The 17,996-nt window shown below is 63.0% G+C and carries 13 protein-coding genes and 1 riboswitch; of the genes, 6 read left to right on the forward strand and 7 right to left on the reverse strand.

Annotation, left to right across the window (positions count from 1 at the left end; all coding sequences use genetic code 11):
• Positions 1-274: 274 nt before the first annotated feature.
• A riboswitch (cobalamin riboswitch) is annotated at positions 275-466 on the reverse strand.
• Positions 467-690: 224 nt separating this feature from the next.
• Together IEX32_RS08410 and IEX32_RS08415 are read right to left on the reverse strand one after the other, a co-directional pair.
• Complete coding sequence (locus IEX32_RS08410) at positions 691-2,385, reverse strand: sensor histidine kinase (RefSeq protein WP_229736252.1); 1,695 nt, start codon at positions 2,383-2,385, stop codon at positions 691-693.
• A 478-nt stretch (positions 2,386-2,863) separates the two neighbouring features.
• Positions 2,864-3,490, reverse strand: a complete 627-nt coding sequence (locus tag IEX32_RS08415; protein ID WP_188770419.1) for a response regulator — start codon at positions 3,488-3,490, stop codon at positions 2,864-2,866.
• 363 nt (positions 3,491-3,853) lie between these two features.
• Here IEX32_RS08415 and IEX32_RS08420 point away from each other — a divergent pair, with 363 nt between their 5' ends.
• Positions 3,854-4,567, forward strand: a complete 714-nt coding sequence (locus tag IEX32_RS08420) for a helix-turn-helix domain-containing protein (RefSeq protein ID WP_229736253.1) — start codon at positions 3,854-3,856, stop codon at positions 4,565-4,567.
• 440 nt (positions 4,568-5,007) lie between these two features.
• On the opposite strand, the gene IEX32_RS08425 is transcribed toward IEX32_RS08420, so the two are convergent.
• Positions 5,008-6,699, reverse strand: a complete 1,692-nt coding sequence (locus IEX32_RS08425) for a bifunctional protein-serine/threonine kinase/phosphatase (RefSeq protein WP_229736254.1) — start codon at positions 6,697-6,699, stop codon at positions 5,008-5,010.
• 98 nt (positions 6,700-6,797) lie between these two features.
• On the opposite strand from IEX32_RS08425, the gene IEX32_RS08430 reads away from it, so the two are divergent.
• A complete protein-coding gene (locus IEX32_RS08430; RefSeq protein ID WP_188770423.1) occupies positions 6,798-8,021 on the forward strand; it encodes a nitrate/nitrite transporter in 1,224 nt (407 codons plus the stop codon).
• 139 nt (positions 8,022-8,160) lie between these two features.
• Here IEX32_RS08430 and IEX32_RS08435 read toward each other — a convergent pair whose 3' ends face one another.
• The 3 genes from IEX32_RS08435 to IEX32_RS08445 form a co-directional block, all read right to left on the reverse strand.
• A complete protein-coding gene (locus IEX32_RS08435) occupies positions 8,161-9,201 on the reverse strand; it encodes an NAD(P)H-dependent amine dehydrogenase family protein (protein ID WP_188770425.1) in 1,041 nt (346 codons plus the stop codon).
• 132 nt (positions 9,202-9,333) lie between these two features.
• Positions 9,334-11,640: a TonB-dependent receptor gene (locus tag IEX32_RS08440; RefSeq protein WP_188770427.1), complete on the reverse strand. Its 2,307-nt coding sequence runs from the start codon at positions 11,638-11,640 to the stop codon at positions 9,334-9,336.
• 132 nt (positions 11,641-11,772) lie between these two features.
• Positions 11,773-13,458 carry an MFS transporter gene (locus IEX32_RS08445; RefSeq protein ID WP_188770429.1) on the reverse strand — a complete coding sequence of 562 codons (1,686 nt, stop codon included), beginning with the start codon at positions 13,456-13,458 and terminating at the stop codon, positions 11,773-11,775.
• 251 nt (positions 13,459-13,709) lie between these two features.
• Here IEX32_RS08445 and IEX32_RS08450 point away from each other — a divergent pair, with 251 nt between their 5' ends.
• The gene (locus IEX32_RS08450) at positions 13,710-14,963 is read left to right on the forward strand and encodes an acetyl-CoA C-acetyltransferase (RefSeq protein ID WP_188770431.1); all 1,254 of its coding nucleotides are present in this window, start codon (positions 13,710-13,712) and stop codon (positions 14,961-14,963) included.
• 56 nt (positions 14,964-15,019) lie between these two features.
• Complete coding sequence (locus IEX32_RS08455) at positions 15,020-15,508, forward strand: MarR family winged helix-turn-helix transcriptional regulator (RefSeq protein WP_229736255.1); 489 nt, start codon at positions 15,020-15,022, stop codon at positions 15,506-15,508.
• A 134-nt stretch (positions 15,509-15,642) separates the two neighbouring features.
• Here IEX32_RS08455 and IEX32_RS08460 read toward each other — a convergent pair whose 3' ends face one another.
• The gene (locus tag IEX32_RS08460; protein ID WP_188770432.1) at positions 15,643-15,954 is read right to left on the reverse strand and encodes a hypothetical protein; all 312 of its coding nucleotides are present in this window, start codon (positions 15,952-15,954) and stop codon (positions 15,643-15,645) included.
• 352 nt (positions 15,955-16,306) lie between these two features.
• Between IEX32_RS08460 and IEX32_RS08465 the strand changes: the two genes are divergently transcribed.
• Entirely contained in the window at positions 16,307-17,536 is a 1,230-nt protein-coding gene (locus IEX32_RS08465; RefSeq protein WP_229736256.1) for a CaiB/BaiF CoA transferase family protein, read from the forward strand.
• Between the two features lie 125 nt (positions 17,537-17,661).
• Positions 17,662-17,952, forward strand: coding sequence for a hypothetical protein (locus IEX32_RS08470; protein WP_188770434.1), 291 nt, complete (start codon positions 17,662-17,664; stop codon positions 17,950-17,952).
• Positions 17,953-17,996: the final 44 nt, after the last annotated feature.

Raw genomic sequence — 17,996 nt, forward strand, 5'->3', positions numbered from 1 at the left:
CCGCGCGCGGCAGACACCGGGGGACGAGGAGGACACAGACATATTCCAAACCGGTAAGGCGCATCGGCGGCCCCCTTGCTAACGAACGGCATTGCCTGCCGGTCGGACCGCACGGGGGCGCTTGCCCGCGGAAACGGCCCCGAGGCCGCACGCGCGACGCCTCCCGCACGGGGCTATCCCGGCAGGCGGTGACTGTCGCTACGCGAGGGATGACCCGCCTTCGCCTTGGATGGGCGCGCGAGAACCTCGAACGTCCGGCACACCCTGTCCGAACGAAGAACGACCGCGACAGGCAGGTCTCCTGGCTCGCGGGTCAATGCCGGTCCGGCCGCCTTCTCAGGACCTTGCGGTCCCAATGGCGATTTGGCCGATCGGCTCGCCGCTTACAGTTGCAGGGGCAGTCCGGGGCTTTCACCCGAGTTCCCTTTTGATCCCCTCACGGGGAACCTGTCGCGCCGCAACGAATACAGCCGCCCGACAAATGCTGCAAGCGCGAATGCTTGCAGTCGCCCTCGCCAATCGCATATCGACCGAGGGTTAACGGGTGCCCCCAAGGGCTTAAGCGGGAAGTCCGACCGACGACAAAGCCGCCGAATTCGGAGTGCATCATGCGCGCGACGCACATTTACTCCGCGAATTTCGATGTTCGCATTTCCGCCGAGAGCGCCGACAAGAAGGAAACCGCGCGCGTCAGTCCGCCGCGCGCGAAGGAATATACATCCGCAGCCTGGTCGAGCCCGGAGAGGACAGGACTTTCAGCGATCCACCGAGCTGCGCCAACCTCTCACCGATGGAATGCGGCGGGACCGGATTCTCCGGATCGGGAAATCCGCAGCCGTTGTCGCTCACTTCGATCTCGATCGTGCCAAGGCGCCTTCTGCATTTGACGGTGACCGCCGACGCCCTGCCGTGACGCACGCCATTGGAGACCGCCTCGCGCACGAGCTGCTGGACCTCCAGCGAAAGCCAGACAGGCACCTCCACACGAAAGTCGGAATCGAGCAGGTCGACCGCGATTTGCCAGCGCGATGCAAGGGTCGCACGGTCTGCATCGAGATCTTCGACAAGGTTCCGGACGCGCGGGTCTGAATCGGTTTCCCGCAGTTGCTCTATCAGCCTGCGGACATGGAGATGCTCCGCATCGAGAGCGTCCTTGATAGTGCCGATCTCCCGGCCGATCTCTGAATCCTGGCCGACCCGCGATCGCAGCGCGCCCAGCAGAAACCTGGCGCCGGCCAATGAATGGGCCACGCTATCGTGCAAGTCGCATGCGACTGTCCGCCTGAGCCGGAACAACGCGGAATCAAGCGCGTTCACCGAGGCCGTCTGCCACGTCATCCCTTGCTCGATCTCGGAACAGATCGCGCGGACCAGGCGCAGATGTCCCCACCCCAGGACGGGAATTCCCGTCAGGATCAACCAGCTTCGCCCTTCGTCACCGTCCACCGGAATGCAGAGGCCCGCCTCCACGCCCAGCTCGGTGAACAAGGCATATCCGGGTACATCGGCCAGGGCATGAGCGACGAAACCACCGTCTTCCGACACAATGGCCTTGCCCCGCGCCGCGTCGAACAGCACCGGAACCATTTTTCGGAAAGCATCGGCGGCACCGAAACTCAACTTCTCGGGATGCGGCTCGCCTTCCAGCGCCTCGGCCCGGCAGGCATGGCAGCCAAGATCCTCCGGATCGATCCAGCAAAGGATGGCGCCGGAAGCACGCGTCGACTGCATCGCATAGTCAATGGCGGAAGCTGCGAGCGGAAGCCCCGCACGAGGGGCGTCGCCCGCGAACCTAGGCAGGCTTGCCCTCAGCATCTGCGCGCTCGTCCACACGACGATCAGCGACACGAGTACGGAGAAGAATATCCAGCGAAGCGCGACTGCCTCACCCACGGTCCCGCGCGGCAACTCGAACAGAACAATGTCTGCGATCCAGAAGATATTGACCGACACGGCGACCGCCAGGACGGCGCCGGACCGCCAGCGCAGCACGCTGCCCGCCAGGACATGAGCCATGAACCATAGCGCCAGTATGACGGTACTTGCATCCAACGCCGCGCGCGACGCTATGAGAATGACAAACGTCACGATGTCGATGACGATAAACGTCCCGGACAGCGTAAAATCGAGATACCAGCTCTTGAAGGACATGATCAGGGTAAGGACGGCGAAACCGGCATAGGCCATCGCGATCATGTCGTGGAAATCGAACCGGAAGGCCGTTACGGGCGCTTCCGTCAGTACGAAAAGCAGCAGAACGAAGGCGCAGATCGTCCGGCTGGCGGCGATCACGAGATTGGAATACGCGAAGTAGCCCAGTTGCGACAGATTGCTCAGGCGTCCGATGATGTCTCGTCGGAGCGACCCCTTCGGAATACCCCCCACCGACACCGAGCTCACACCTCGGACAGAGTCATTCATGGGAAACACGGATCAGCCGATCGCCCGGCGCGCACGAGGATGCGATGAACGCAAGATACATCCGGACCCTCCTCCTCCCGTTGTACATTGCGTGCAAAGCCCGCGCTTGATAGCTCGAATTCTGCTCCGGGCTCACTGCGACATGTTCGCCGGAAAATACAAACCGGGCGCAGTCGCATAGCGCAAGACAAGCGCAATAGCTGCCTCTTGATAAGGCTAAAATTATATCATCGGTTAGTCAATTTCTACTGATGGGGTATTCATCCCGGCGGAGTTCGAGGTCGTTCAGATGCCTTTCGGAAAGAGGCTTATTCTACCGGAGATCGACACTGACAACGCCCCCAGGAAAAGCCCCAATCACATGGACAGCGATACCTCGCGCGAGACATCATCGTAGTGCAATATCCCGTACAAGACGCGCGCTACCTCGCGAATCGCCAGGTCATTTCTTCGTTTCGCTGCGCGTAATCATTGCCAGTTCCGTGCGATTCGAGATGCCCAGCTTGGTGTAGATGCTGTGAAGATAGACCTTCACCGTTCCTTCCGTTGTCGCCATGAGCGACGCGATCTCCCGGTTGCGCAACCCACGCGCGACATGTTGCGCGACGTCGAGTTCCTTGGGAGTGAGCGTTGCCAGACGAGACGGGAGACTTGTGGTGCTGGCGTGAGCGATGGCCTGTTCGATCAGTTCGCCATCCACGTATCGCAAGCCGTTTTCCACCGCCGCGATCGCCTTCAGAAGACTTTCCTCCGCGTCGTGTTTGAAGACAATGCCATTCACTTTGGCGCGAATGGCCGCCAAAAGCTGGTCATCATCCATCTCGACCGTCAGGATGATTATCGGCCGGTCATCGCCGCTGCCGCGCAGCGCCTGCAGCGTTGATATGCCGTCCCGGCAGGGCATCCGCACATCGAGAAGGACAATGTCCGGATCTTCGCGTTCGATGGCGGCGAGCGTCGCATCGCCGTCTCCGGTCATCGCGACCACTTCATGCCCGCCCATTTTCAACACGGCGTCGACGCCCAGGCGAAAGAATGGATGATCGTCGGCTACCAGAATTCGCGACACAATCAGAACTTCCTGCCCAGTGACAACAGGCCGGACGAGCAGACACCCATCTGTTTTGACGCCCGATCCATGCCCGGCGCAATTCTTGCAAGGCCTGGCAGGCTACGTCAATCGCATGGGCGCACCTAATCAATAACATCGGTGTAAATCCGCGATCCGCTCCGCGTGTCCACCGATCCGAAATCGCATCAGCCCCTACGCCGATTTCGCAAAGAAACGCGCATTTCCCATGGCGACAACGGACTAGCTATATTTGCGAGCTTGTGTCATTATCTAACAGCTTATATCTTTGGATATTGCGAATCCTTCCTCGTAGCGTAACCGTTTGAGTGGCTAGCGGGCGTCCGGTGCGGAGTTGTTCAGATGACGGTGATGGGGCAAATCAACCTACGGAGCCGCATGGGCGTCATGCGGGGCGAACCAACCAGGAAGCTGAGCCTGGAGGGTAAGACTGCCTCGTTCAAGGGCGGCAACGACGCCGTGTATGTCAACAACCTGTCTCGGACCGGAATGCTGCTGGAAACCGCAGCCCCACTGTCCGTGGGCGAACAACTGCGGATTCTGCTTCCGGAAGAAGACTCGTGTTCGGCGATCGTGGTGTGGGCGAACGAGTCCATTTTCGCCTGCGAGTTCGGAAAGGCTCTCAGCACCGCGTCCATCAAGAGGATCCAGCTCCAAAGCCCGCCCGAACGTCGCGCCGACAACGAGAAAGACCACATGCTCACGGATGAGGCTCCAGGGGAAACGCTGGGAGAGCGTATCAGACGGCTACGGCGCAAGCGCGGCTACAGCATGGTCCACCTTGCCAGTCGTATCGGCGTCAGCAGACCAACGCTCTGGAAATGGGAGAAAGGCAGTGTCTTCCCGCGCCAGGACATGGTCCAGGTTGTCGCCCGCGTACTTGGCGTGCCCGAAAGGGAACTCATTTACGGCAGTCAGCACCCGAACGGTCGGCGCGAGCAACCCCGCGTTGCCCCCTTACAGAAGCCGGACGGAATGATCGCCGTCAAGAAAGCTGAAATCGCGGATCTCATAGGTGTCGACCCTTCCCAGGTCAGAATACTGATCGAAGCATAGCGCAGACGGCAGGAGAGATGGTGCACTCTTCCAGACTATTCGTAACCGTATCCCGAATATGATGGAATCCTGCCGTTTCCGCATCCCGTCGCCCCTCGCCATGAAGGCAGGGGCGACGGGCTGACGGACGCGAACAGCGTCCGCGCACATGCGATTGCGCAATGCAGAATTGTGGTTGAAACAGCGCACATTGTGCAGCATTAGGCGGTTCGAACTATCGGGGCGATGAAGTCCCGCTGGAATCGACGCGGCTCAACATGTTGAAGCTGCAAGCAAAAGCAGACGAATCGGTGGCAACGGCGCCGCGCGGCTCAATCCCTCAGGGGATTCGGGATGCGCGGTTTTTTTGTGTTGGAACGGCAATGCGCGGCACGAACGACGAGGGGAAGGACGGTCTGCGCCAGGGCGCAGTTGCATCGGCTGCGTCCCAGTGCTTCGCCTTAACGCAGGGCAATGGCCGCGATCAGTGCGATGAACAGGCCGGCGGAAACGATCTGCCAGAAGCGCACCGGATCGCGCTCGATCAGCGGGACATACCGCATGTCCACCCGCTCTACCGCCGCCCCGCCCTCCAGCGCGCGCAAGAGTTCCACAGCGTCACCGAAGCGCTCGTCAGGGTCGACCGCTACCGCGCGCATCATCGTGACGTCGAGCCAGGCAGGCAGTTCCGCGCGAAGCTTGCTGGGCGCCTCGAGCTTGCGAAAGCGCGGGCGGCTGAAAGCCTCGACCTCGCCGTAGGGGTAGCTGCGCGTGAAGATGCGCCAGAGCGTGACGCCGAGCGCGAACAGATCGGTGGCTTCGTCCCCGAGATTTCCGTTGAACATTTCGGGCGCCAGATAGCTCGGCGTGCCGGGGATTTCCTTGGCCTCGAATTCGTCCACGCGCGGCAGGCGGGCAACGCCCAGGTCGATCAGCTTCAACCCGCCGTCGGGCAGCAGGATCACGTTCTCGGGCTTGATGTCGCGGTGGATCACGTCGAGCCGGTGCAGCGCGGCCACCGCGCGGGTGAGCTTGATGGCGATCGCCAGACCGTCGGCCAGGCTCATGTGCGACTGGAGGCGATCTTCCAGCGTCTGCCCGCCATAGTAGGGCTGGACGCCGTAGAGCCGCGTCTGCCGCTCCTGCGGGACGGCGATGACTTCGCCGACGAAGGGACTGGTGACACGGCTGCCCACCAGAATTTCCCGCGTGAAGGCCAGGCGCGCGCCCTGCTCGGAAAGCAGGGCCGGCTTGGGGAACTTGACCACCACGGTCTTGCCGGTGGCGGTATCGGTGGCGCGGAACAGGCGGGTATAGCGTCCGTCGGAAAGCAGCTGATCCAGCCGGAATCCGTCCACGCTTTCCCCCTGCGAGGGCGGATCGAGGATGGGGAGCCTACCCACGTCTCCGGCCACGCTGTCGTGGCCCACAGCCGGCAGGCTGACGACATCGAGCACGATCGCGCTGGCATTGTCCTGGCTTCCGGCGGAGAGCGCCGCCTCGACGATCGCACGGGCGTCGGCATCGCCGGAGTTGCGCACCGCCAGCAGCTTCTCCAGCCTCCTTGCGGAAAGCGTGGCGTGGACACCGTCGGATGTCAGCAGCAGCCGGTCATGAACCGCCAGCGGCACCTCATGATGATCGAGCCGCAAGCGATCCTCGATACCGATCGCGCGGTAGAGGATATGCCGCTGATCAGGGTGGGAAAGCGTGTGATCCTGAGTCAGCAGCGTCAGCCGGCCGTCGCGGAAATGCCAGGCACGCGTATCGCCCACGTGGAGCACATGGCCCTTGCGTCCCTTGAGCACGAAAGCGGTGAAGGTCGTTGCCGCATGGGCCATTGTCTCGGATCGGCCCATGGCGGCCAGCCAGCGGTTGTAGGGCGCCATCACGCGATGGGCCGCCGCAGGCACGCCGATCGTGTCGGGCTGGTGATAGAAGCCCTCGATCAGCGCCCGCACGGCCAGTTCCGCAGCGATCCGTCCGCCTCGCGCCCCGCTCACGCCGTCGGCGACCGCGGCGATCATGCCGTGATGCGTGCGCTCCAGTTCGGTCGCCGTGTAGATCCCCGTGAAATCCTGGTTTTCGGCCCTGGCGCCCTTTTCACAGGCGAAGCCGCCGAGAACCAGCAATCGTCCTTCCGGTCGCACCATCGACGCCCCCATTCCCGCCCTTCGCATACGCATGCGAGGGGAGCGGCGTCGATACGTGCTCGTCAAGCAAATTCAATCGAGAAAAGGAAGCATCCCGCATGACTGGGAAATCGTTCTGGGAGTCTGGCCACCGGCCGACGCTCATCATGGCGTTCCTCTACTTCGACGTCGCCTTCATGGTGTGGAACCTGCTGGGTCCGCTTGCGCCGATCATCGCCGGCGAACTCGGCCTCAACCCCGCGCAGAAGGGGCTGATCATCGCCGTGCCGACGCTGGCCGGCGCGGTGCTGCGGCTCGTCAACGGCTTCCTGGTCGACCGGATCGGCCAGAAGGTGACGGGAGCGATCGGCCAGCTGATCGTGATCGCCGGACTCTTCGTTGCCTGGTGGTTCGGCGTGTCGAGCCTTGAGGGCGTCATCGCCGTCGGCGTGATCCTCGGCTTTGCCGGTGCGTCCTTTGCCGTGGCGCTCCCGCTTGCATCGCGCTGGTATCCGCCCGAGCATCAGGGCAAGGCGATGGGCATTGCCGGCATGGGTAATTCGGGAACGGTGCTGGCAGCCCTCTTCGCCCCGCTGCTTGCGCACGCTTTCGGCTGGAACAACGTCTTCGGCCTCGCGCTGATCCCGCTCGTGCTGGTCTTCATCGCCTATATGCTGCTGGTCAAGGACAGCGCCGACCAGCCGCCCGCCAAGACCATGGGCGAATATGTCCGGGGCTATTTCCGCATGCTGGGCGAGGGCGATGCCTGGTGGTTCATCCTGTTCTATGGCGTGACCTTCGGCGGCTTCGTCGGACTTGCCGGCTCGCTTCCCAGCTGGTTCACCGGCGAGCTCTCCATGACGCCGATCCAGGCCGGCTACGCGACCGCCGCCTGCGTGTTCGTCGGCTCGCTCGTCCGCCCCGTCGGCGGCGCCATGGCCGACCGTATAGGCGGGATCCGGACGCTCTCGCTCGTCTATGCCATATCCGCGCTGCTGCTCGCCGTCATCAGCTTCGCCCCGGTGAGCTTCCTGGTCATGTTCCCGCTGTTCTTCGCGGTGATGGGCGTGCTGGGCATCGGCAACGGCGCGGTGTTCCAGCTCGTCCCGCAGCGCTTCCGTAACGAGATCGGCGTCATGACCGGCCTCGTCGGGTTCGGCGGCGGCGTCGGCGGCTTCTACCTCGCATCCTCGCTAGGCCTCGCCAAGCAATGGACGGGTTCGCCCGCGGCCGGATTCCTGATCTTCGCCGGATTGGCGCTGATCGCGCTGGCAGGCCTTAGCTCGGTCAAGAAGCGCTGGCGCACCACCTGGGGTGCCGCCATCCAAGGCGTGCGTATCTGATCGAACGCGGAAGGATCGGCAGCTTCCCGACAACCTCGACGCACAGCGTAGTCCCTACGCTGCACGCAAGGCCCAAGTCGCCGTGCGGCTTGCCCGCACGGCGATCAGGCGAGCGAGGCAGACCCGGGCGCGCGGCCGGTCACGAGAAGATCGGCACGATCTGCGGCAGATCGACCGTCGTGCGGATGCCCGGTTCGGCCGCGCAGACGGCGGGTACGGCGTTGACCGGGCGATGCGCGGTCAGCCCCGGCGTATATGCCGCATAGTCCTCATCGGAAACGGGGAAATAGATGTCGACCTTCACCGGCGTGTCGCCCTCGGTGGTTATCCTCCAACCGGATTCGCGCAGGTTCCAGTCGTCCTCCACGTCGGTAGTGACATACCAGTTGGCCCGAAAGCGTAGCACGGGCTGGCCCTTGTGCTTGCATGTGATCGTCGTGCGCATTGCGCCGACCGTGCCGGCGGGAACCTTGCCGGCGGCGATCTCGATGTCGGATTTCGTCGCCGAAAGCTCGCCTACGGCCTCGATCTCGTCCGCCGGCAGGTCGATGGCTGCGGCGATCTGCGAGAGCGAACTGCCGAAATCGCCCTTGAGGTGTTCGGCGCGGCGCTGGTCGAACGGCGCCATCGGAGCGGCGAAACCCATGATCCGAAACAGCATGTCCGGTGAATTGCGGCTCGATACGTCAGCATATTCGTCAATCGTCAGCAGGCCGTGGCGGCGCTGCAGAGAGAGAAGCGGGATCGCCAACGCCTCGGTGCTGAAGCCGGGGCTGGAACCCGTGCTGTAGATAGAGGTGCCGCCTTTCGCGCAGGCTTCCTCGATCCTCGCGCGGTTCACCGGGTCCATCATCGGCGGGTAGTGAAAATCACCGCGTGTCGTGACCACGTTCTTGCCCGAGGCCAGCAGGGCGCAGAGTTCATCGTAATCGGTGCCCTGGCGCATGTAGAGCACGCAATCGGCATCAAGAGCGATCAGTTCCTCGGCCGAATTGGTCGCCTTGATTCCCGTTTCGGGCAAGCCGCAAAGCGCGCCGGCATCCTTGCCGACCTTCTCGGGCGAACTCACCCAGAGCCCGACCAGCTCCATCCGCGGATGCTCGATGACCGTGCGCAGCGCGCGGCTGCCGACATTGCCCGTCGCCCACTGGATCACTCTCCAGGTCTTGCCTTCCGGCATCGCATTTCTCCCTAGCCCTGTCGCAATCAACGCCGGCTCGGGGCATTCCCGAACCGGCGTTGCCTTGCCGCATTAGGTCAGAGGCGAACAGCACCGGCAATCCCCTATTGGGGACGCCAGCGCGGAGGGCTGTCAGAACTTGACGCCGACTTCCCCGCCGAACGTGACCGGCTTCGACCAGTTCGTCCCGATGCCGAAGTTCGAATACTGGACCGCCGTGCGATAGCGGCTGTCGGTGACATTGTCGCCGTAGGCCGCAATGTACCAGCGATCGTCCGGCGCGGTCCACTGCGCGCGCAGCGACAGGGTCTCGTACCCGCCCTGACGGAACTGGATACCGGAGGGGCCGAAGAAGAAGCTCGACGAATAGGAAAGGTTACCCGACAGCGCGAGTTCGCCCCCGCCAATCTCGGTCGTGTAGCGCGCGCCGACGAACCCGGTGAACTCCGGCGTGCGCTGCATGGTGACGTTCTCGAGATCCTGTCCAATCACAAGGAAGGTTACGCCGTTGGGCGCGCAGTTGGCATTGAAGAAATCCTGCCCGAAGTCGGAGCACCGGGTGTAGATCGGAGCATTGTTGAACTCCTTGTACCGCGCATGCACCCAGGAGGCGCCCGCCGAAAACTGGAACGCCGGACTGAAGTTGTAGCGAAGCTGGCCTTCCAGACCGTAGATTTCCGATTTGGCGGCATTGACGATGCTCGCCGTGCCCGCCTCGAAGAGCGAGATTTGCAGGTCCTTGTAGTCATAGTAGAAGCCCGCGCCCTCCAGCGAGAGACCGGCGCTTTCATACTTGAAACCGACCTCGTAGGCATTGATCGTCTCGGGCTTCACCTGGGCGCATTCGAAGGGAGCATTCTGGCACGATCCGCCGACGTCGATGATCGCCGCCTTGTACCCCTTGGTGTAGGACGCATAGATGCTGGTCCGGTCGGTCGGCTTGTAGCGGATCACGAAGCGAGGCGTAATGCGGTCGTCTTTCGCAAACTCCGCCGCTTCGGGTTGAAACTCCGATATATAGACGCGGCCGCCGGGCGCCTCGGGCTCCGTCCCCATATCGAAGATACCGTTTCCGTTGAGATCAAGGAACGGCGCCAGGAAACGGGTATTGAAATAGGCATCGTCCACCTTGTCACGCGCGTAGCGCGCGCCGGCCGTCACGAACAGGCGGTCGGGGACGATTTCGTACGTTGCGTCGAGGAACGCGGCATAGCTCTTGACCGTCGTGCTCGACCCGCCAAACCGGATCCGCTCGCCAGGACCGCTCCCGGCATTGTCGATAAATGTGATATACTGGTCCTTGTTCTGGAAATAGAACAGGCCAGCGGTCCATTGCAGCCGGGTTCCCGGCTTGGACGTCAACAGGATTTCCTGGCTCCAGGTCTCGTTGTTGTTCGGCAGGCCGAGCTGGAAAATGTCGGCTCCCGAATAATCGAGATCGAGCGAGGAATTGACCTTCTCATTGCGATACTGCGAATAGGACGTCAGGTCGGCGAAACCAAGGTCGGCCTTGATCGTACCTTGCAGGACGTCGGTGTTCGAGCGGAAGAACTCGGGCACGGAGCCCGATGCGATCTTGTTCTTGGCGGTGGTGAACGTCCCCGGGATTCCGCCGAAGGGCGCTCCGAGACCAAACTCGTCGTTCTCGAAGGTCGCGGCCAGCGTGGACGAGGGATCGTCGACCTGCCCGTGCTTGTAACGCAGCAGCACTTCGACGCTGTCCGTCAGCTCGGCCTTCATGCTCAGGCGTACCGACCAGTTCTCGTAGTCGCCAACGCGCTTGTCGTTGTTCGAGATGTCGTGCAGCCAGCCGTCGCCGCGCCGGTACTGCCCCTCGATGCCGAGCGCGACACGGTCGGAGATAACATAGTTCGCAAGCCCCTCGACCGCGGCCTCGTTGTAGCGGCCGTACCTGGCCCGGCCTTCAAACGAATTGCCGGCGGTGGAAGGCTCTCTGGTCGAGACCAGAATCGCGCCGCCTGTCGTATTGCGGCCGAACAGCGTGCCCTGCGGTCCCTTCAGAACCTGAATCCCCTCGACACTGATGAGATCGAAGTCGGCCGCCAGCGGGTTGGGCGAATAGAAGCCATCGACATAAATACCGACATTGCCGCCGCCGCCGGAGGTTATCACCGCCGTACCGATGCCACGGATCGTCGGCTGGAAGAACCCGCCGGAAAAGTCGAAACGCAGCGCCGGGGTCATCTTGCCGATGTCGGAGAGCTGCGCAACATTGGCGGTTGCCAGGGCCTCGCTGCTCAGGCTGGTGATGGTGATCGGCACGTCGACCTGCGCTTCCGAGCGGCGCTGCGCGGTGACGATAATCACGCTGCTATCGCTGGCGGCCTCGCCGACCTGCTGGGCGAAGACCGGCGCCGGTGCCAGCGCCGCCAGACCTACCAGCCCGAAGACGGACGCTGATGTCCTACCAAATCTCATAATTTCCCTCCCTTTGACCTTTCGCGGCCCTTCGAATGAAGCGCGCGCGGTGCCAGTCTTTTGACTGTACAAGCGTTCAAATACCGCGAGCAACAAGTTGCCGCAACAAGTTGTTAAACAACGCGCCGCCGATCAAGGCCCGATCCAGTCGAGCGTATCCTGCCGCGGATCGTAAGATTCGGCCTTCCAGCGCACCGAACCGAAGGGCCGCTCGAGCCTTCGCCTGACTCTCCGCCCGGGCCGCGTACGGTTGTAGGAATCCGCCGCCGCCTGGATGTCGAAATCGGCCTGGCTGTAGCGATCGCGCATGCGCAGGTAGTCACCCCAGGTCGGGCAGTGATAGCGCTCGATCCACAGCGCCGGATCGGCGATGTCGCGCGAGATCGACCATTGAAAGCCGCCGATGCGCTTTCGCACGCCCTGCATATTCATCATCACGCCGTAGAATTCCCGGGCCTGCTCCGGGTCGACGTCATATTCCACTTCGACCACGATCGGCCCCGAACGCAGCGTCAGCGGCATGCCGACCTCCGGTTCATGGCCGATCTCCACGGTGGAGTTGTCGGCCTCCTGATCCCGCGCCAGCGGCAGGATGAAACCGAGCAGCGCGGTACAGGCCACCGCGATGCCCGAAACGACGAGCGCAAAGGACACGTCATAGGCTCCGGCGACCAGGCCCCAGCCCCAGGCGCCGATGCCGATCCCTGCGGTAATGGCGGAGGAGAACAGCGAAAGCGCTCTTGCCGTCACCCAGCGCGGGGCCGAGAGCTGGACGGTGACGTTGAGCATGGCGATTGTCAGGATATTGCCCGCCCCTACGATCAGGAACGCAAGGCAACTGAGCACCAGCGAATGGCTGAAACCGATGATTACAAGCGCCATCCCGCTGGACACGGCGAACAGGCGCACTGCGACTTCAGTCGAAATCCGATCACGAATGCTGCTCACGAAAAGCGCGCCGCCCACGGCTCCCACACCTTGCGCTCCAAGCAGAATGCCGAAGGTTGCGGCATCGCCGGCGAGAAGGTTCTTGGCGACGAGAGGGGCGAGCGCCGACGCGGTCGCCGTCGTCAGGCCGAACGCCAGAACGCGCAGCAGCGCGGTGCGGATCGCCGGCGCATGAAGGGCATAGCGTCCTCCGCTGATGATCGCCCGGTCGATCCGTTCGGGAGGAAGCCGGGAAGGAACGTGCTTGCGGCGCCAGAAGAAGAACGCGGTGAGCAGCGGCAGGTACAGCAGCGAGGTCATCCCGAACACCGCCTTGGCCCCGTAGAGGACGACGATAACGCCCCCCAGCGCGGGCCCGAAGCTGCGCGCGACGTTGTAGCTGATCGTGCCCAGCGCAACGGCAGCGGGCAGATGTTCACGCGGTACCTGTTCGGGAATCGACGCCTGCCAGGAAGGCGAGAACAGCGCCACGCCCGCGCCGATGAGTACGCAGAACAGCAGCAACATCCACGGCGTCGTCAGGCCCATGAAGGCGAGAACAGTCAGCAGCGCCGCGCAGAGAGAGCTGAAACCCAGACCGGTCATGGCGATCCGACGCCGGTCGAACATGTCGGCAATGGCCCCCGCCGGCAGCGTCACCAGCATCAGCGGCAGCATCATCGCGCTCTGGACCAGCGCCACCATTGTCGGGTCGGAACTTAGACGCGTCATTTCCCAGGCCGCGCCAACACCAAGGAACAGCTGCCCGAAGTTAGAAAACAGACTGGCCGTCCAGATGCTGCGGAACGTCGGTACCCGCAGGGGAACGAACGCGCCGCCGCGGCCAGCTCCGGCTGCTGCCCTGGATTCGGCACTCTTTTCGCCGGACATACTCTGTTCTTCCCCGCGGTTGCTTCTGGGCCGCGATCTTGTCCGGCAGGACCCGTTCGTCAAGCCGAGGCAATCGCAAGGATGGGGGTTTGAAACGGATGTCCACGCTTCCGATATACTAACCGTTGCAAGCAATCGCCTCTGCGATAGGACGCCGCCGGTCGATTGCAATTCAGTAAGCGCCCTAGCATGACCCCGCGCGGTGACGGCGGCGAACGCACGCCAAGCCGGGATTTCAAGGAGACCTTTTCGTGACCGAGGCCTATATTATCGATACCGTCCGTACGCCCCGTGGCATCGGCAAGATGGGCAAGGGCGCGCTCTCGCAAATGCACCCGGAACATCTTTCGGCGGCCGTTCTCGCGGCTCTCAGGGATCGCAACGGCTTTGATACCGCAGATGTCGACGACGTGATCTGGGGCGTGTCGGCCGCGCTCGGCCTCCAGGCCGGCGACATCGGCCGCATGGCAGCGCTCGACGCGGGCTACGACGTCAGGGCCGGCGGTGTAACGCTCAACCGGTTCTGCGGATCGAGCATCACCTCGACCAGTTTCGCCGCCGCCATGATCAAGTCGGGTATGTCGGACCTGATGGTGTCGGGCGGCATGGACATGCTCTCCTATGCCAACATGATGGGCATGAAGATGCGCGAAGCCGGGGTCGGCAGTGCCGGGATGGGCGCCGGTAACCCGCGCCTGCAGGCCAAGCACCCGCAGTCGAACCAGGGCATTTGCGCCGATGCCATCGCGGCGATGGAAGGGATCACGCGTGAGCAGCTCGAAGAGCTGGGCGTCGAAAGCCAGCGCCGGGCGGCCAGGGCCATCGCCGAGGGCCGCTTCGCCAAGTCGACGATCGCGGTGAAGGACGATGAGGGCAACGTCATTCTCGACCACGAGGAGTATCCCCGCCCCGACACGACGCTCGAAAGCCTTGCCCAGCTCAAGCCGGCGTTCGAGATGTTCTTCAACATGCCTTCAGAGCCGGGCGGGAAGACCTTCGCCGAACTCATCAATCAGGTCTATCCAGACGTCGAGATCAAGCCGATCCACCATGTCGGCATCTCCTCGGGCGTGGTCGACGGGGCTTCGGCAATCCTTCTCGCCTCGAAGGATTATGCCGAGAAGCACGGCCTGAAGCCGCGCGCGCGCATCGTCGCCATGGCCGAAACCGGCGATTGCCCGACGCTGATGCTGAATGGACCGGTGCCGGCAGCCAGGAAGGCTCTTGCCAAGGCCGGGTTGACCAAGGACGACATCGACACCTGGGAAGTCAACGAAGCCTTTGCGGTCGTCGTCGAAAAGTTCATCCGCGATCTCGATCTTGACCGGGCCAAGGTCAATCCGAACGGCGGGGCGATCGCACTCGGCCACCCCATCGCCGGAACGGGCGCGATCCTGATCGGCACCGCCCTGGACGAACTCGAACGCACCGGCGGACGCTATGGCCTTATCACCATGTGCGCGGCCGGCGGCATGGCGCCGGCAATCATTATCGAGCGCATCTGAAGCGGGATCGTTTCGAGGCCGGTGGGGCTCTCGGAAAGCCAAGACAAGGAGCCAGTGTGACCAGCCCGGCGGACAAGACGTCAGCAGAATGCCCGAAGGACCCGTTCATGGAGGGCGACCTCAGCCATCGGCGCCGGGTCAGCCTTCGCATGACGGTGATCGCCCGCCTCCAGCGCAACAATTTCGACCGCAAGGTCACGGACCTGAACGTCACCCGCTCCCAATGGGCGATGATCGCTGTCGTCGCCCGCTACCCCGGATCGACGCAGCGGACGGTCGCGGAATACCTTGAGATGTCGGAAGCATCGGCCGGCCGCCTGATCGACCGTCTCTGCGCGGACGGATTGCTGGAACGGCGCGATCGCCGCGATGACCGGCGCGCGCGCGCGGTCTACCTCACCGATGCCGCCGGTCCGCTCCTCGAAAAGCTCGGCAAGATCGCCAACGAGAGCGAAGAACGGATGTTCCAGGGGTTTTCGGACGAGGAGATCGAGCGACTTCTCGATTACATGAACCGGATCTACGAGAACGTCAGCCGGGGCTGAGCCGGCCCTCTCTCCACAGGGACGCGTCTTTTACAAAGCGGTCGAAAGCGGGTCGCCGCTTTCCCCCGCGGCGGCGAAAACAGAAAGGGCGGCGCCGAGGCACCGCCCTTCCCGTCTTGAGAGCTTGTGAAGGCTTAGCGCGCCGCAGCGATTTCCTTCTTGGACAGCGAGGTGGTGATCTTGTCGTCGACCACGCTCAGGGTCGAAGCCGGAACCGTGACGAGGCGACCGCTCAGGATGATCTGCGGATCACCTTCCTGGTTAACGCGGTAGATCGACGCGATCCGGTAGCCATGCGAGCTGTAGAGCATCTTGCCGGCGTTGATCTCGGCCGAAACAGCAGCCTCGGGGGTTGATTCACCAGCCGACTGCTCAGTCTCGGCGAAGACCGCGGTCGGGAGGGCCGCAATGGTGGCGAAAGCCGCAAGCGGGACAAACTTCTTCATTGTGCAATGACTCCGAAATTCCAAACTCAGGGAAAGTTTATTCAATTGCTAACCTAGGTTGGTAGTTGGTCCCGCATGTGTCAATTGTCATTATTGCAAGCGCTAACGCGGATTGCCAAACTGCCAGAATCGGCGGAGATTCGTGATTCTCAGACAGTTTCCGCCGCAAAACACGGCTCGCCATGGCCACGTGACCGCCCCCGGTCACGTCCTTGATCGTCGGCACGATGGGGTCCGCGGTTGATCCCCCCTGCGATTCCGCGCAAACCAAAATTCGTGCATGGTGAACCCGTTTTTTGCGGTCTCTCATCGTTTCGTAATTGAAATTTCAAACACACAGGACTGGCAGCAGATGTCGACAAAGGTCATGCAGGGCGTACGCGTCCTCGAAGTGGCGCAGTTCACCTTCACGCCCGCCGCCGGCGCGATCCTCGCGGACTGGGGCGCGGACGTCATCAAGATCGAGCACCCGGTGCGCGGCGACACGCAGCGCGGCTTTCTCAACATGGGCGGCGTCCAGCTCGACCCGATGCGCCACACGCTTTTCGAGCACCCCAACCGCGGCAAGCGCAGCGTCGGCATCGACCTGTCGACGCCGGAAGGTCAGGAAGTGCTCTATGAGCTCGCCAGGCAGTGCGACGTCTTCCTGACCAACTACCTCCCACAGGTGCGCCAGAAGAACAAGTTCGACATCGAACACATCCGCGCGGTCAATCCGAACATCATCTACGCGCGTGGATCGGCGCTGGGCAACAAGGGGCCGGAGCGCGAGGTCGGCGGCTTTGACGGCACCTGCTTCTGGTCGCGCAGCGGCATCGCCTATTCGATGACGCCGGAGGAACTTTCAGGCCCGCTGGCCCAGGGCATTCCCGCTTTCGGCGATTCCATCGGCGGAATGTTCATTGCCGGCGGCATTTCCGCTGCTCTCTATCATCGCGAAAAGACGGGCGAAGCGACCGAAATCGACGTTTCGCTGCTCAGCGCCGCGGCCTGGGCCTCGGGCGCGTCGATCGCGCAGGTCGCCGAGACCGGCGTGGTCACCCGCAACGCGATGCCCGGCTCGGGCGGCGCAACGCGCAATCCCTTCATGGGCAATTACCAGACTTCCGACGGCGGCACGATCAACCTGTGCACCATCTCGCCAACGGGGCACATCCGCAGTCTGTTCGAGCATGTCGGCGCACCCGAGGCGGCGGACGATCCACGCTTCTCCGAGCCACGCGCGCTGTTCGAGAATGCTGGCGCGGCGAGCGACATTCTGGTCAAGGCCTTCGCGGCCAAGCCCTTCGAATATTGGCGCCAGCACCTCAAGACCTTCTCGGGACAGTGGGCGCCGATCCAGAGCTTTGCCGACCTGCTGACCGACGAGCAGGCGCTTGCCAACGACATGATTGTCGAAGTCGAGGCCGCCGACGGCGGCGCGCCGCTCAAGCTGGTGCGAGGGCCGATTCAGTGGAATGGCGAACCGCTCGCGACCGAACGATCGCCCCAGGCCTCGGAACACACCGAGATCGTGCTCATGGAGATGGGCGTCGAATGGGACAAGATCGAGGAGTGGAAGGCCAAGGGCGCCATCGCCTGAAGCTTTGGTTGCGATATTCGAAGTCAAGCGGCTATCATGCCAATGGCCAGCTCGCGTGGTTCGAAACCCCTGACATTCCGCGAGATAAAGCGCTACATTGAGACAAACGATACAAGGAATTTGCGATGAAGCCAGGTACCCGACTGAAAAGCGCCGCCTGCGATACCGAGGTGATGGTGATCCGTTGCGCCGACGGCCAGATTGAATGCGGCGGGGCGCCGATGGGCGAGGCCAAACCCGCCGAGGCAGCTCCGCTCGCGGCCGATTTTTCAGCCGGCACCCTGATGGGCAAGCGCTATGTCGATGCCGACGGCAAGTACGAGTTGCTCTGCGTCAAGCCGGGCAAGGGATCGCTTTCGGTCGACAGCGTGGCGCTGGTCGTGAAGGACGCCAAGCCGCTTCCGGCGTCCGACTGATCTTTCGCCGCGAATCCAGCAACTCGAACGCCGAGGCACAGCAG

Source organism: Novosphingobium endophyticum (assembly GCF_014640675.1).
Taxonomy (GTDB): Bacteria; Pseudomonadota; Alphaproteobacteria; order Sphingomonadales; family Sphingomonadaceae; genus Novosphingobium; species Novosphingobium endophyticum.